Annotated in this window: 18 protein-coding genes; 11 read left to right on the top strand and 7 right to left on the bottom strand. The window is 48.8% G+C overall.

The features are described 5' to 3' along the window. Positions 1-230 precede the first annotated feature (230 nt). Positions 231-959: a Uma2 family endonuclease gene (locus ACN4EK_RS09785; protein ID WP_431657661.1), complete on the top strand. Its 729-nt coding sequence runs from the start codon at positions 231-233 to the stop codon at positions 957-959. Positions 960-970: 11 nt separating this feature from the next. Next, complete coding sequence (locus tag ACN4EK_RS09780) at positions 971-2,470, top strand: DEAD/DEAH box helicase (RefSeq protein WP_431657660.1); 1,500 nt, start codon at positions 971-973, stop codon at positions 2,468-2,470. Here the strand turns inward: ACN4EK_RS09780 and ACN4EK_RS09775 are convergent. Then, a complete protein-coding gene (locus tag ACN4EK_RS09775) occupies positions 2,467-2,865 on the bottom strand; it encodes an FHA domain-containing protein (protein WP_431657659.1) in 399 nt (132 codons plus the stop codon). The genes ACN4EK_RS09780 and ACN4EK_RS09775 overlap by 4 nt on opposite strands. Before the next feature lie 77 nt (positions 2,866-2,942). Between ACN4EK_RS09775 and ACN4EK_RS09770 the strand changes: the two genes are divergently transcribed. The 7 genes from ACN4EK_RS09770 (at position 2,943) to ACN4EK_RS09740 (ending at position 8,783) form a co-directional block, all read left to right on the top strand. Then, the gene (locus tag ACN4EK_RS09770) at positions 2,943-3,971 is read left to right on the top strand and encodes a glycosyltransferase family 2 protein (RefSeq protein ID WP_431657658.1); all 1,029 of its coding nucleotides are present in this window, start codon (positions 2,943-2,945) and stop codon (positions 3,969-3,971) included. Between the two features lie 132 nt (positions 3,972-4,103). Continuing rightward, positions 4,104-5,165 carry a methyltransferase gene (locus ACN4EK_RS09765; protein WP_431657657.1) on the top strand — a complete coding sequence of 354 codons (1,062 nt, stop codon included), beginning with the start codon at positions 4,104-4,106 and terminating at the stop codon, positions 5,163-5,165. Between the two features lie 83 nt (positions 5,166-5,248). After that, complete coding sequence (locus ACN4EK_RS09760) at positions 5,249-6,193, top strand: DUF4351 domain-containing protein (protein WP_431657656.1); 945 nt, start codon at positions 5,249-5,251, stop codon at positions 6,191-6,193. Positions 6,194-6,290: 97 nt separating this feature from the next. Then, complete coding sequence (locus tag ACN4EK_RS09755; RefSeq protein ID WP_431657655.1) at positions 6,291-6,527, top strand: type II toxin-antitoxin system Phd/YefM family antitoxin; 237 nt, start codon at positions 6,291-6,293, stop codon at positions 6,525-6,527. A gap of 209 nt (positions 6,528-6,736) precedes the next feature. After that, positions 6,737-6,958, top strand: a complete 222-nt coding sequence (locus ACN4EK_RS09750; protein ID WP_431657654.1) for a BrnA antitoxin family protein — start codon at positions 6,737-6,739, stop codon at positions 6,956-6,958. Between the two features lie 171 nt (positions 6,959-7,129). Next, positions 7,130-8,077: a DNA adenine methylase gene (locus tag ACN4EK_RS09745; RefSeq protein ID WP_431657653.1), complete on the top strand. Its 948-nt coding sequence runs from the start codon at positions 7,130-7,132 to the stop codon at positions 8,075-8,077. Beyond that, the gene (locus ACN4EK_RS09740; RefSeq protein ID WP_431657652.1) at positions 8,049-8,783 is read left to right on the top strand and encodes an HNH endonuclease; all 735 of its coding nucleotides are present in this window, start codon (positions 8,049-8,051) and stop codon (positions 8,781-8,783) included. The genes ACN4EK_RS09745 and ACN4EK_RS09740 overlap by 29 nt, the downstream gene beginning before the upstream one ends. Before the next feature lie 88 nt (positions 8,784-8,871). Here ACN4EK_RS09740 and ACN4EK_RS09735 read toward each other — a convergent pair whose 3' ends face one another. Further along, entirely contained in the window at positions 8,872-9,735 is an 864-nt protein-coding gene (locus ACN4EK_RS09735; protein ID WP_431657651.1) for an ABC transporter permease, read from the bottom strand. Next, positions 9,732-10,742, bottom strand: coding sequence for an ABC transporter permease (locus ACN4EK_RS09730; RefSeq protein ID WP_431657650.1), 1,011 nt, complete (start codon positions 10,740-10,742; stop codon positions 9,732-9,734). Before ACN4EK_RS09730 ends, ACN4EK_RS09735 begins: the two co-directional genes overlap by 4 nt. 555 nt (positions 10,743-11,297) lie before the next feature. Between ACN4EK_RS09730 and ACN4EK_RS09725 the strand changes: the two genes are divergently transcribed. Together ACN4EK_RS09725 and ACN4EK_RS09720 are read left to right on the top strand one after the other, a co-directional pair. Next, positions 11,298-12,023 (top strand): hypothetical protein, encoded by a 726-nt coding sequence (locus ACN4EK_RS09725; protein WP_431657649.1) that lies wholly within the window; start codon positions 11,298-11,300, stop codon positions 12,021-12,023. 96 nt (positions 12,024-12,119) lie between these two features. After that, positions 12,120-13,019 carry an N-acetylmuramoyl-L-alanine amidase-like domain-containing protein gene (locus tag ACN4EK_RS09720; protein WP_431657648.1) on the top strand — a complete coding sequence of 300 codons (900 nt, stop codon included), beginning with the start codon at positions 12,120-12,122 and terminating at the stop codon, positions 13,017-13,019. On the opposite strand, the gene ACN4EK_RS09715 is transcribed toward ACN4EK_RS09720, so the two are convergent. From ACN4EK_RS09715 to ACN4EK_RS09700, 4 genes are all read right to left on the bottom strand, one after another. Then, positions 13,016-13,714: an ROK family protein gene (locus tag ACN4EK_RS09715; protein ID WP_431657647.1), complete on the bottom strand. Its 699-nt coding sequence runs from the start codon at positions 13,712-13,714 to the stop codon at positions 13,016-13,018. The two genes, ACN4EK_RS09720 and ACN4EK_RS09715, sit on opposite strands and share 4 nt — an antisense overlap. A 2-nt stretch (positions 13,715-13,716) precedes the next feature. After that, entirely contained in the window at positions 13,717-14,448 is a 732-nt protein-coding gene (locus ACN4EK_RS09710; RefSeq protein ID WP_431657646.1) for a hypothetical protein, read from the bottom strand. Beyond that, positions 14,441-15,094: an AAA family ATPase gene (locus tag ACN4EK_RS09705; RefSeq protein WP_431657645.1), complete on the bottom strand. Its 654-nt coding sequence runs from the start codon at positions 15,092-15,094 to the stop codon at positions 14,441-14,443. Before ACN4EK_RS09705 ends, ACN4EK_RS09710 begins: the two co-directional genes overlap by 8 nt. 89 nt (positions 15,095-15,183) lie before the next feature. Beyond that, positions 15,184-15,442, bottom strand: a 259-nt coding sequence (locus tag ACN4EK_RS09700; RefSeq protein ID WP_431657644.1) for a hypothetical protein, incomplete at its 5' end; no start/stop codon positions are given.

Genomic DNA, 15,442 nt, shown 5'->3' with positions numbered 1-15,442 from the left:
AACCACTTCCACCTTCAGGTTCACAACCGTTTAGACTACAAACATGAGCCAGATTATGGGAATGGAGTAGCGCCATTGCCCTAGCTCGATCGCAATCCACTTTTTAGATTACGCCAGGATATGACCGCCGCCGCACATCCCCAGCCGGATTCTCCATTTGTGATGCCAGCGATGGTATTCGCAATCATCAGCCGTTAGGATGACATATAGCACCTGAGGACGCTTGTACCATGTCCGAACCCTTGCTCCCAGAACTGGATGATGTGCCAGATATCCGTCATCTGGCGATCGAGGACGATACCCCTGTGGATAATCTGATCTCAGAAAAACAGCAGCGCTTATTAACGGAACCACTTTACAGCAATCCCGCTGTCCTAGCGCCATCCACCTTTCTGGTCGCTGCTAATGTGGGGGTATTTTATGGCATTCGCCAACCTCCGCTCGTACCGGATGTCTTTCTCAGCCTGGATGTGACGGTACCGCAGGACTGGACAGACAAGAAAAACCGGACTTATTTCATTTGGGAATTTGGTAAGCCACCGGATGTGGCGATCGAAATTGTGTCGAATCGAGAAGGCAATGAACTCGGTCGCAAATTGCGGGACTATGCCCGGATTGGCATCAGTTATTACGTGGTGTTTGATCCCTTACACCAATTGGGCACAACCTTACTCCAGGTCTTTGAAGCTACCGCCGCACAGTATCATCCCCGCTCGGATGGCTGGCTAGAGGCGATCGGCATTGGATTGACGTTATGGGATGGTGCATTTGAAGGTAAAACCGATCGCTGGTTACGCTGGTGCGATCGCCAGGGACAAGTAATTCCAACCGGCGCAGAGTTAGCGGCACAGGAACGGCAACGGGCTGAACAAGAACGGCAACGGGCTGAACAGGCTGAAGCGAGAGCGGCGGCATTAGCCGAACGGCTACGGGCAATGGGCATTGATCCAGATGTTTAGGGAAGCTTGATATGGCTCGAACTCCAACGCTCTCCTACGATCGCGGGACGTTACTGATTCATCCCCCCCCGCGTGGCAAGGAATGGATGGATTATGCGACCTGGGACGATCGGGTGGAAAAATTCCGGATTCCGGCGCTGCATTATCGGGATGTGGTGTTGTCGCTGCGGGCGGCGAATACCGAACTGATTGATAACGCCAAGCAGTTTCAGGAGATTGAGTTAGTCCCCAGTTTGGAGATGGAACCCTATCCCCATCAGCAGGAAGCCTTGGATGCCTGGAAGCGATCGGGACGGATGGGTGTAGTCGTGTTACCAACCGCCGCAGGTAAAACCTATTTGGCGCAACTGGCGATGCAGTCTACCCAACGCAGTACCTTAATCATGGTGCCGACGTTGGATTTAATGCACCAGTGGTACGCTCACCTGAAAGCCGCGTTTCCCGATGTCGAGATTGGCTTACTGGGGGGTGGTTCCCGCGATCGCACCCCGATTTTGGTGTCAACCTATGATAGTGCTGCAATTCATGCCGAAACCCTGGGCAATCAGTATGCGTTACTGATCTTTGATGAATGCCATCACTTACCGAGTGATTTTAATCGGGTGATTGCCGAATACGCGATCGCGCCTTACCGCCTGGGATTAAGCGCTACCCCGGAACGGACGGATGGTAAACATGAGGATCTGAACACCTTAATTGGCGCCGAAATTTATCGCCGGACGGCGGAGGAACTGTCGGGAACCGCTTTAGCCAATCATAAAGTGGTGCAGATTAAGGTGCATTTATCGCAGAAGGAACGGGAACGCTACGATCGCCTAATTCAGACCCGCAATGCCTTTTTGCAAGAAGCCAATATTTACCTGAGTAGTGCCCAGGGTTGGCAACGGTTCGTGCAAGCCAGTGCCCGCTCCAAAGCCGGACGACGCGCCATGTTAGCCCATCGGGAAGCGAAGGCGATCGCCTTTGGTACCGAAGGTAAATTACGGGTATTAGCCGATTTGCTGGCAAACCATTACCCCGAGCGATCGTTGATTTTTACCGACGACAACGCGACTGTTTACCGGATTTCACAGGAATTCCTGATTCCTGCGATTACCCACCAAACCGGAGTCAAAGAGCGGCATGATGTGTTGCAACGGTTTAAGCAAGGCGAGTATCGATCGCTGGTCGCCTCTCGCGTGTTGAATGAAGGGGTAGATGTGCCAGAAGCGAGTGTAGCGATCGTGTTGTCAGGAACAGGCTCGACGCGAGAATATATTCAACGCTTGGGGCGAGTGTTACGCAAGGGCAAAGATCCAACGAAACTGGCGTTACTTTACGAAGTCGTGGCAGAAGATACGAGTGAGGAAAATGTCTCCCGTCGTCGCCGAGGCACAAAGTCCCAACCCCAATCGAATCAATTGGAATTAGTACCCTCACCCTCTCCCTATGCTGTGCAACGAAAGGCTATCCCGCGCGCGGCGGAAGCGGAAGCTGAATGGGGTAGCCCAGTAGATGATAGGCCTGATTAATGCGGACAGTTAATCTTCGCTTCTACAGGTGGGAAAGTCGTGGGAGCGATCGGCAGTTTAGCTCCGATCGTCGTCTCTTCCGGTGGTTCAGTCGATAGGTAGAAAACTGCATGAGCGGTGGGCGCAAATTGGATGCGATCGCCATGCTGCAAATCATAGGTGCAGTGATCAATCACCTCACCATTCCCTTGCTGCAAATCAACATCGGCAAGGCGATACCCCGTTGCAGTTTTAATAAACAATGCTTGGCATTCGTGAGCGGTCGCTGAGATCAGTTGAATATCACAGTCGGCACTACCACCTACCCAATATTGTCGCTCTTGTAAATAGATAGTTCGAGCACCCAGTAAATCCTGAATCACTAGATAGGCATAGCGGGGGTTTTCAGGTAGCATAAGGGGTTGCAACAAAAGGATGTTTTTTCTTCTTTAGCGTAGTAAGTTTGATCAATGACCGTCAATAGTACAAAGTTATGACTGACGTTGATATCAGTTTAAACCGATCGCTTCCCAGTTTTTCTCTCGTACTAGAAACCGAAAATCTGGAAAACGCTGATCTAAATGATTTATTACGATCGTTAGCTTCCTTAACCAATCAAGAAATCTCGCCCCAACAGGCGAATGACGTGTTGTTAATTGATAGTGGTGATACCCCTGCCGAATTATTAGCAGAATTATGTCGCCAGTATCCCTGGATTACCGTCAAAACAGCCCCTCCGGCAACTGGCTACTACACTGCCAAAATGTTAGGCGCAACCTGGGCAACGGGAGAAATTATTGTTTACTTCGATTCTGATTGCATTTATGAATCAAGTTGGTTAACGCAAATGTTACTGCCATTTACTCAAGACCCAGCGATTAATGTCGTCGCTGGTGAAACTCGCACCCGAGGTCGAGGAGCCTATGGCACAGCAATGGCATTAACTTATATTTTTCCCCAGTATTCGGGACAGACTAAACTCACTCCTGTACCGCAATATTTTTTCAACAATGTCGCGTTTCGCCGCGAGTTTTTATTGCAGCATCCGATCGCGGATAACCTGCCGTTATTCCGGGGAAATTGTGTGCTGCATGCCCATGATTTGCGGCAACAAGGCTATACGATTTGGCGACAACCGTTAGCCAGAGCCACCCATGCGCCCCCTGAACATGGATCGCATTTTTTCTGGCGATTTCTATTAATTGGACATGACTATTATTGGCAAAAACAACTGCTAAAAGACCGGGTTTCTACTGCGACATCGAAATCCGATCGCCTGGAATCCTTCCGCGAAGGCGGATTTCAAGGTAAAGTTCAGGTGTTTTTTGAGCGTGTCCAGAAACTCTTTGCCGACGATCGCCGCCACTGGTTCTATTTGCCCCTGGCAATTCCGATCGCTGCCACCTCCATCCTGTTAATTTTCATCGGCTATTGGATTACCCGCTTCCAACCGGATTACCTACTCAAAGCCTACGAACGCGCCGCCAATACCGGAGTGTCCAATCCCTACTCGACCACATGACGATCGTTGGTGAACTGACTTGCAGTTTTCGATCGCAAAGCACCTCCTCTGATTGGATGAAGCGATCGGGCGATGGGGATAACTGGGTTCACGGCTTACCTTAGAACAAATGTTGTAAGGAACGATTCCGCTATGCAGCCCGTCACTCTAGCTCAACCGACTGTTAACCCCCAGCCTGCCGTTGCTGAAGTACCGCTTCAGATGGTGATGATGCAAATGGTAACGGGCTATTGGGTTGCCCAAAGTATTTACGCGGCGGCGAAGTTGGGCATTGCTGATTATTTACGAGAAGAAGCACAACCCTGTACCGAGTTAGCGATGCTGACTGGCTCCGATGAGCGATCGTTGTATCGCTTGTTGCGGGCACTAGCCAGTGTGGGAATTTTTGCCGAAACAGAACCCGGTTGGTTTGGTTTAACTCCAATGGCAATGTTGCTGCAACGGGATGCCCCTGGCTCGATTCGGGATATTGCGATCATGCTGGGTGATGCGGAACACTACGGCAGTTGGGGCAACATTCTGCACAGTATCCAGACGGGTGGCAGTGCGTTTGAGGATTTGTTTGGCAGCAATATCTTTCAGTACTATGCCCAAAATCCCCAACCTGCGGCGGTATTCGACAAAGCTATGACGGGGTTCTCGGAAGTGGAGGGCGCTGCGGTAGCTGAAGCTTATGACTTTTCCGAGATTCACTGTTTGGCAGATATTGCCGGAGGTCAGGGGCATCTCCTTACAACGATCCTGCAAGCCAATCCCCACATGATCGGGATTCTGTTTGACCAACCCGCTGTAATTGAAGGAGCAGAATCGTTTCTTGCGGCGAGTGGTGTTAGCGATCGCTGTCAAACGGTTGCCGGAAGCTTTTTTGAGACTATTCCGGCTGGAGCCGATACCTACATTCTGAAGCATATTGTGCATGACTGGGACGATCAGCGGGCGATCGCGATTCTGCGCCAATGTCATCAAGCCATGCCCGATCACGGCAAGTTGCTGATTGTGGAACAGACTGTTCCGGATGGGAATGAACCCTCAATGAGCAAATTTCTGGATTTGAATATGCTGGTGATGTGTCCGGGGGGCAAGGAACGCACCGTGGGTGAATATGAAGCGCTATTTGCGGCGGCTGGCTTTCAGCTCAATCGCATTGTGCCAACGACACAGATCGTGAGTGTGATTGAAGGCGTGAAAATTTAGCGATCGCCCCTAACGATCGCGCTAGGCGAGGGAGCATTGCACTTTGGATGGTACAATTGCACCATTCCATCGCTCATCCAGCCATGTCAGCCCGTGCAGACCAGGATTCCCCCTGGAAGGAGATCTTACGTCAGTATTTTCCTGAGGCGATCGCGTTTTTCTTCCCGGAACTGCATCGCTTGATTAATTGGCAGCAGCCCCCCGAGTTCCTCGACAAAGAGTTTCAGCAAATTGCCCCCGATACCGAAACTGGCAAACGTCATGCGGATTTGCTGGTCAAAGTGTGGCGTAAACGTGGCAAAGAATTATTCTTACTGCTGCATGTTGAAGTACAAGCTAAACCTGAAGCCAATTTCGCGGAACGGATGTTTATCTATGCGCTACGCATCTTCGATCGGTTTCGTCAACCAGCGGTGAGTCTGGCGATTTTGTGTGACAGTCGGACAGACTGGCGACCGAACTGTTATGAGTTCAGTTATCCCGGAACGCAACTGTTCTTTCAGTTTGGCACTGTCAAGTTGTTGGATTATGCTAAGCAATGGCAGGTGTTAGAGACTAACCCGAATCCCTTTGCCACGGTGGTGATGGCTCATCTCAAGGCGCAGGAAACCAAACGCCATGCTCACCAGCGCAAAGAGTGGAAACTGAGCTTAATTCGCCGCTTGTATGAAGCAGGGTACAGTCGGCGGGAAGTGCTGAACCTGTTCAAGTTTATTGATTGGGTTATGATCTTGCCAGAGGGCTTGAAGCAGGCGTTTTGGCAAGAGTTGAAGGCATACGAGGAGGAACGCAAAGTGCCCTACATTACGAGCGTGGAAGAAATCGGCTTTGAACGGGGGATTCAGGAAGGGCGACGATCGCTCCTCTTACTTCTCTCTCTTCAGCTAGAGCAAAAAGTGGGGCAGTTACCGCCCTCTCTACACGATCGCATTGCCCAATTAAACCTGACTCAACTGGAAGCCCTGGCGATCGCGTTGCTCAATTTCTCTTCCCTTGCTGAATTGGAAGCTTGGCTGGAAAGTCACTAGGAGTAAGGCTTGGATCATGGTTGCTCTACTTCCTGGGTGACTACATAAAGCAAGATAGCATAGAGAACTGCTCATAAAATTTGCATTGAGGCAATTTATGTTGAATGTCACTATTGATGAAATCCAACGCGATCCTCTAAAGTATCTTCGTCAGGTAGAGGCAGGTGAAACGCTTGTTATTGTTCGATCTGACAAGCCGATCGCTGAACTTAGACCGATTGCTAGTAGTAAGCAGTTGCGACCCTTTGGTTTATGTGCAGGCGAGTTTACGGTTCCAGATGATTTCGACGCTCCTTTGCCGGAAGATGTCCTCAATGCCTTTGAGGGCAAATGAGGATTTTGCTAGATACGCTATTTTTTGACCATTGCACAGTAGATGCAGCAGTTCGTGCCTATTCAGTTAGCGTCTTGTAGCGGCGTAGCGGTTGTGGTTTGGACAGAACGACAACATGACGTAATTCGGATCATTTCAGCACGAAGGGCAAATCGAGCAACAAAGACTTAAGCAATACCTCTCGTACTAATTGGGCAGCACTAGAGGCAATGGATGATGCAGAAATTGATTACTCTGATATGCCACCATTGACAGAGGAGTATTTTGAGAAGGCTACTTTAAGAATTCCTGCGTCCCAAGCTCAGCAGCTAGTTCAGATTGAACCTGATGTATTGAAGTGGTTTCAAGCTCAAGATGATGAATACAAGGCTTTAATCAACTCAATTTTGCGGCGTTACATTGAAAGCCACGGTGAACAGCCAGCAGTATAAAAACTCACTTGGAGTGGGCTGACGAAAAATCTGATCACTGATTCTCGTTCTGCTTCAGCAACGAGTTGGGCAACTTCTGGATCAGTTGTGCGATTGAAAAATGCTGGAGTTAAGCGACAAGCCCAAACTATCATGATAAACTGCTGCAAGATCATTTGTTCTTGTATGACGATGACGAATCTACCCCACTTCATTCAATACCAAGGCAGCAAAAGAAATTTAGCGAAGCACATCCTCCAGTTTTTTCCGAAAAATATCAACAGGCTGGTAGAGCCTTTTGCTGGAACTGCTGCGATTAGCATTGCTACGTCTGCAAATCAGATTACTCATAGTTTTTGGTTAAATGATCTGAATAAGCCTCTAATCGAGCTACTAGAACTGTCTATAGAAAAACCAGACGAAATAGCAAATTTTTACTTAGAGCTATGGAATGAGCAACATACTAATTCTGTAGCCCACTATTTTGAAGTCAGGTCAAAATTCAATCAGACTAATGATCCAAGATTATTCCTTTATCTTCTAGCAAGATGCGTTAAAGGTTCGGTTCGCTACAATTCTGAAGGATTATTCAACCAAAGTCCGGACAAAAGAAGAAAAGGAACACAACCTGAAACGATGAGAAAAAATATAGTAGGTGTATCTAGTTTGCTCAAAGGCAGATGCATGTTTACTAGTTTGGATTATCGAGAAGTATTAGAGCAAGTCCAAGAAGGTGATTTTATTTATATGGATCCTCCATACCAAGGAGTATGCGGAAATAGAGATTCAAGATATCTATCTGGGATAAATTTCGATGATTTTGTGTTAGCTCTTGAACAATTAAATCGAAAAGGATGTGCGTTTGCTATCAGTTACGACGGTAAATTAGGTGATAAGGCTTTTGGTAAGATTCTTCCTAAATGCCTGAATCTTGAAAGAATCGAAATCGAAGTTGGCAGATCCTCACAGTCTACATTGTTGGGCAAGAAAGAAACTACAATTGAGTCGTTGTACCTGTCGCCAATTTTATCCAAAAGCTTAATGAATACTAAGATTTATGATTTTAGCTATATTGGCAAGAAACCAAAGCAGCTAACCCTCTTGGAAAAGCATGGAGAATTCGCAGCAGCTACCCGATGACTTCTTGGAACTTTGTCGTTCTGTAACAGCAAAGAGGCCGAAGGCAGTCATTGATCACATCTTGAAACACGGATTTATTACAACTGAGGAGTTGAAAGAAACTTACGGTTATAACCATCCTCCAAGAGCAGCTAGAGATGTTAGAGAGAATGGTATTCCATTAGAGACTTTTCGTGTTACTGGAAGTGATGGCAGAAAAATAGCCGCATATCGGTTTGGGGATATTAGCAAGGCAAGATTCACTCGCCTTTCTGGAAGAACAGGTTTATCCAAGCAGATTAAAGAGGCATTGATTAGTAGATATGGATGTAAGTGTTTTATTTATTTTGAAGAGGTAGATGAACGCGAGTTGCAAATTGATCATCGTGTTCCTTTTGAAGTTGATGGTGAGCCGGATCTAGCCCCAGAAAACTTTATGTTACTTTGTGGCTCTGCTAACCGGGCTAAATCCTGGTCATGCGAACATTGCGAAAACTGGAACAAAATTAAGGATAAGTCTATTTGTCTATCCTGCTACTGGTCGTATCCGGAAAGCTATGAGCATATTGCAATGCGGCAGGTCAGAAGAATAGATCTGCTTTGGGAAGGAGATGACATTGAGATTTATGAAAGGCTCAAGCAAAGGGCTGTTAGCGTAGAAAAGGAACTGCCTGAGTTTGTTAAAGAGATTATTGAGCGTGAGATCGAACGTAATAGTGATGGCTAACACTGCGTTGGTGCAGACGGTACAAAGGTTGTCGGTGAGAGTTCGAGGTTATCTGCCGCCACATAACATCACCGTTAGCCGAGTTATATCAATTACTACTAACTTTGGGATCGAGGCTATCACGCAAGCCGTCGCCTAATAGGTTAAAGGCTAAAACCATCAGGGTGATGACTAAACCGGGAAATAGGGTTGTCCAGGGAGAGGTGAGTGAGTAACCTCCTTTAAATGCATCGGCGAGCATTGTTCCCAGTTCGGGGGTGGGTGGTTGTGCCCCTAAGCCCAGAAATCCTAGACCCGCTGCTTCCAGGGTGGCTGTGCCGATCGACAATGTAGCTTGCACCACGATCGGCGGCAGACTGGCAGGCAAAATATGACGGCTGAGAATGTGCAGGGGAGAAGCGCCTAACGCTCGGACAGCCTGCACAAACTCTTGTTCGCGTAACGACAACACCATCGCTCGTGCCAGCCGAATGTAAATCGGAATCTGCACAATTCCTACGGCAATCATCACACTTTGCAGACTGGGACTGGTGACGGTGACGATCGCGATCGCCAATAAAATTGAGGGAAACGCCAGCAGAATGTTGGTGAGCCAGTTAATCACTGCTTCGACTTTGCCGCGATTATATCCGGCGATTAGTCCTAACCCTAAGCCAATCAGTAATCCCAATCCGACGGAGACGATGCTGATTAATAAGGATGTGCGAATGCCGTACCACACCAGCGTTAGAATGTCCCGTCCTAAGGCATCGGTGCCAAACCAGTGCGCGGGACTGGGGGGCAGCAGGCGGGCGAGATAATTGCGATCGGTGGCGGGATCGTAGGGATGCAACACGGGAGCTAGCAACGCCAACAAGAACAGGACAATGCTTAATCCTAAGCCAACTCTACCAGAGGGAGATTGCCAAAATCGTTGGGCGGCGCGTTGAGAGGAGAGGATGTTTGTTGTCATCGCCATTGAATCCTGGGGTCAATCAAGATGTAGGACAGATCCACCAATAAATTGATCACCACAAAGGCGATCGCGACCACCATCACACCACTTTGTACCACGGGATAATCTCGCGCCAGAATACCTTCGTAAATCCAGGAGCCGATACCCGACCAGGAGAAAATCGTTTCGGTTAGAATTGCACCCCCGAGTAATGTGCCAAATTGCAGTCCGGTAATGGTGCTAATCGGTAACAACGCATTTTTGAACGCATGTTGGCTAATTACCCAGAATTCCGGTACACCTTTAGCTCGGGCAGTCCGGATGTAGTCTTGCGAGAGCGTTTCTAACATTGCCGATCGGGTAATTCGCGCCAGAATCGCCAGGGGAATGGTGCCCAGAGTTAAAGCAGGCAGAATTAAATGTGCCAACACATCTCGCAACGCTGACCCATTCCACCGCAGTACGGCATCCAGAACATAAAACCCAGTGAGTGGCTGGAAGCTAAATCCGGCATCGACACTAATCCGACCACTCGGCGGCAACCAATGCAGATTCACCGCAAATAAATAGATCAATAACAACCCTAACCAATACACGGGCAATGACACTCCCAACAGAGAACCTGTCATCATCAAGTGATCCAGCCAGGTATTTTTGCGTACTGCTGCCAGCATTCCCGCCGGAATCCCCAGAATTAACGCCACGAGCATTGCCGCGATCGCTAACTCAAACGTTGCCGGAAACCGCGTCCGCAATTCATCCACGATCGGAATGCCGCTAATAATACTGGTGCCCAAATTCAAATGCAGCAGATTATTCAGAAAAGCTAGATATTGCAACGGTAAGGGGCGATCGAGTCCTAACTGTTCTCGCAGGGCAGTGACTTGATCGGGGGTTGCCCGTTCCCCTAACAAAACTACGGCGGGATCACCGGGAATCAGATGCAGTAGCCCAAACACTAATAAAGTGATGCCCAGCAGCACAGGTAATAAACTAAATAAGCGTTTCAGAAGATAAATCCACACAAGCACGCGCCATAGGGGTTCCCGCCATTATCATACGAAGTTGAGCGATCTCCAGGTCGATCGCGCCAATTCAGCAGAATGCTGCCACAACTCAGTCATATTGCCACCCAACGGAATGCGAGCGGAGTGGAATCAAGTTTGATTGTGATCAAACTCAATAACGTAGTCATGCAATCGAGTATGATCGTTCGATTAATCATAAAATCTTATTTCGATCTAAGTAAGATATAAACGTTATTCAGTTTCATCGGAATGATATTGAGTAACGCGGCGATCGAACTCCATGCGATCGTCCGATTAATAACAAAACCTTATTTCGCTCTAAGTAAGATATAAACGTTACTCAGCTTGATCGGAATGACATTGAGTAACGCGGCGATCGAACTCCATGCGATCGTTCGATTAATCATTAAATCCTATCTCGAATTGAATTAACGTGACTCAGTTTTGTCGTGATGACATCGAGTAACGTGGCGATCGCACTCCATGCGAGGGTCGGTTAACTCATAAACGTTACGATCAAGCTAATAATGATAGTGATTGTTCACATTGTTTATGACAGCAGAAATCGCATTATCCAATAGGCGGGGCTTTCAGTTTAATGAACTGGAAATGAATACGATCGGCATCCTGTTAGTCAAAGCTCCGATTGATTCAGTCAGCCCAGCGATCGCAACCGAATTTGGAGGCAGTTTAGACCAAAATATTTGGGGACAGCCGTGTGATCCTGATCATGGCTGGCGATCGCTGATATTCCAGTACAAAGAACATCCCTGGACGATCGTTTTGCCAATCGATGTCTGTCTAGAGAGCCAAGTATCTCAATTCTCTGGATTACTCAAGACTCAGTGTATTTATTTGCAGCATGAAGACACCTCAAGCTGTTCTGCTTACCATCTATTTGACAATGGTAAATGTATTGAAGAGTTTGATTGGGGAGACGATTATACGGAAGAGTTCCTGGAAATCTCTGCTTCAGAATTACCTGAATACGCTGAACAGATGGAAGCTCAGGGGACACCTTTACCAGACCAATGGAACCCGAAACAATGGGATATTTATATTACTAGCGGCAGTTATGTTGGCTACAAATTTCGGAGCGAAGCATGTCCTGCCGACATTACCGAAGCCCATTTAAAGGAGACAACCCTCTTTCTGGATTCTCTTCTCCACAGACAGGATGCCTGGTTGCCCGATTATCCATACATTCCTTGGGGCGAGACGATCGCAGCTGAAGCGGCCACGGCTGACGACTTTGTCCGTGTAGATGGCATTCGGTAATGATTCCTGACGATTGCGCTAAAGCCGTGAAATAGGAACGATCGGCTATGATGGAGCATCTGATCTCAGGAATTGACCTGAAGTAAGTGGGGTGGGATGGAGATTAGTCTGAAACAATTGACGAATGTGCTTTGCCTGGTCGGATATGTCGCCAGCTTTCCAGTGAGTCTATCCGATCGCTCCCAACCTCCCGCTTCCCTGGTCGCTACTCCAGTTCAGATGGCCGCCATCAGTGAAGAACAGGCATTCCAGCAACTGATCCAGACCGCCAAACGACAGCAGTTACATCAACGCCCGATCGGGGAGATGATGCAAGCGATCGCAGAATCCTTATTAGGGCGAACTTATCAGGCAGGACTATTGGATCGATCGCCGCAAGAAACACTAATTGTCTCTTTGACTCAGTTTGACTGTTTGCTGTTAGTGGAAACCGTTTTAGCCCTATCGCGCGGCATTGTTTTGGAGGATTACTCCTATGTCACCTTTGCCAATCACCTGCAAGCCCTGCGCTATCGGGATGGTAAGCTGGATGGCTACTGTAGTCGGCTCCATTACTTCTCGGAATGGATCATTGATAACCAGAAACGCGGTATCGTTCGCGATCTCACGGCTGAATTGGGTGGCATCGCTCAAGCTAAACCCTTGAACTTTATGAGCCACCACCGCCAGAGTTATCCACAAATGAGTGATCCAGCCACCTACCAGTGCATCCAGCAGGTCGAAGCCCAATTACAGTCCTTGCCACTCCACTACATTCCCACCGATCGCATCCAGCAAATTTATCCCCAGTTGCAACCCGGAGATATTATTGCGATCGCCACCGATCTGCCTGGTTTAGATGTCACCCATACTGGGATTGCCTACCGCCAGCCGGATGGTAGCTTTGGGTTACTCCATGCGTCTCCCAGTGGCACAGTCAAAATTTCCCCTGATCTACAACGCTATATCGCCAGAGTTGAACACAGCATCGGTATTACCGTGGCTCGTCCGAACTAATCCCGCCACAGGGCAATTCCCCCCAGAATGCCGGAAACATTCGGCACAATTTTGACATTGGCAGGCAGTTTAAAGGTGATGCGATCGGTATTGCCCCCACCAATATAGAGGCAATCGTAATTAAACAAGTGTTGTAATGAGGCGATCGCTCTTTCCAGGCGTTGATTCCACTTTTTCTTACCTTCGCGATCGAGGGCGGCTCGTCCCAGTTGTTCCTCGTAGGTTTCCCCTTTGCGGAACTCGTGATGTCCCATTTCTAGATTAGGTACTAACCGACCATTTAAGAACAGTGCCGAGCCAAACCCCGTTCCCAGTGTAATCACCAGTTCCACCCCACGACCCGCGATCGCCCCTAACCCCTGCATATCGGCATCATTGCAAACTCGGGTCGGCTGACCCAATTGTTGAGTTAGTGTCCCTGCCAGGTCAAACCCAATCCAATCGGGATGCAAATTCACGGCGGTTTCCGTCACCCCCAATCGCACCACTCCCGGAAATCCGACCGACACGCGATCGTACTCCAGATCTTGCACCAGTTCCACTAAGGCGGCGATCACTGGAGCAGGCATCGCTGGTTGGGGCGTGGCAACCCGCACTCGCTGATTCAAGGGATTACCAGTTTCATCCAGCACCATTGCTTTGATGCCACTACCACCAATATCGATCGATAACGTGCGTTGGGGTTGCTGATCCATGCTTAATCCACCCAGCCTAAGTCTTGTTCTGTCAGTTGTCCTGGCACTTTATTGGGAAAAATTGGATGTGCCAGCGATCGTTCTTGCAGTTGTCGGAAGCTATCCGCCGTAACGAGCGGGGCAGGCTGAGCTTTCGGGGGAGCCGGTTTGGCAGCCGGTTGTGCCGTTGGTTGTGCCGTTGGTTTCGCCGCAGGTTTTGCCGACTGCTTTAAAGCTGCCAACTCTTGGGTCAGTTTAGAATTTGCCTCGGCTAACTGCAACGCCGCTTGTTTTGCCTCTGTTAGTTCAGCATCTAGTTGTTTGGTCTTTTGTTCTGCGGTTTGTAAGTTACTCTGCAACTGTTTCAATTCGGATGCTTGAGCATTCATTTCAGTTTCTAACTGATCGCTGTGTCGCTCCGCTTTCTCCAACTGTGATTTTGCTTGTTTCAGATCTGTTGCCTGCGCTTTCAACTCCGCTTTTAGGTCACTCACCTGTTGGTTTAAGTCTGCCTCGCGTTGTTCCGCTTGCTCCACGGCTGTTTTTAACTCTGCCACTAACGTTTCCAGTTCTGGTTGCTCCTCCTTGACGGGAACTGCCTCCACCTCGATCGTGGCTGCACTATCCTGGGTTGCCTCCGGGATTGATGACTTGGTTGGGGCTGAAGGGTCAGCGTTCGCATCAGCACTCGCGCCCTTGTCCGTGGGTTTGCCAGCCTCCTCCCGTAACAAATCAGATAAGCGTTTTCTAGCCATGCTGCCTCCAATCCTGCTGAATTTCATCTAATACACGACGATAATCTGCCTCCGCTTCTCGGGCATTCGCTCCCCGAAGTTGAGTAATCGCCGTTCCTTCTAATACCGCTCGTTCATGAGCTTTATAAGCTCGAATATACGTCGTGCAAGCCGGAATACCTAACTCCTTGAGAGTGAGTTGCGCTTCCACTGCCTCAGTCGATCGCCGTGGATCGACCCGAGTTAGTAACACCCGATGGGCAACGCCTCTGGGCACCACTGCCTGTCGTACCGTCTCAATTAATGTTGCCAGATCCATTGGTGTGGGTGGAGTCGGTAAGACCAAATAATCGGCGACAGGAATCACGGCGGCTAATGCCTCTGAACCTAACGCCGGGGGGGTGTCTACGACTACCTTGTCATATTCTGCTAAGGCTTGTAGCTTACCCAATAGCATCGGATCCGTTTCCTGCGCCAGGTCAAACCCGATCGCCCGATCGCCCCGTTGTGACCACCAGGAAGCCGACCCCTGCGGATCTGCATCCACTAACAACACGCGCTGCTGTTCAGCCAACAGGGCAGCTAAATTAACGGCAGTTGTTGTCTTGCCAACTCCCCCCTTGCCGTTTAATACAACCAGGATTTTTTTGGAAGGGTTAGACTTCACAGTCAGTTGCTTATGTCGAGAACATCACCGATCGACACAGCGATCGTCTGATATTCACAGAAACCAATCACTGCACCTATCGGCTTGCACTATACCGCGTTCTGCATCGAAAGCCGACAGATCCCACGAATCTCAACAGAAATTGTCAACGGTTGGCAATAAATGGGTGAGGAGGATGGGGAAGATGAGGCGGGTAGGGAAGGTGAGGCGGATGGGGAGGGTGAGGAAGGTAAGGAGGGTAGGGTTGGTAAGGAAGGTGGGGAAGAGACTATATAAATCTCCTTATCTCCCCATTTCCCCATCTCCCCATCTCCCCATCTCCCCATCTCCTGTCTCTTATACACATCT

It is taken from the genome of Pantanalinema rosaneae CENA516 (assembly GCF_050753385.1).
Taxonomy (GTDB): domain Bacteria; phylum Cyanobacteriota; class Cyanobacteriia; order Leptolyngbyales; family Leptolyngbyaceae; genus Pantanalinema; species Pantanalinema rosaneae.
Note: the sequence above shows the minus strand (reverse complement) of the source record. Positions and strands in the feature narration are given on the sequence as shown.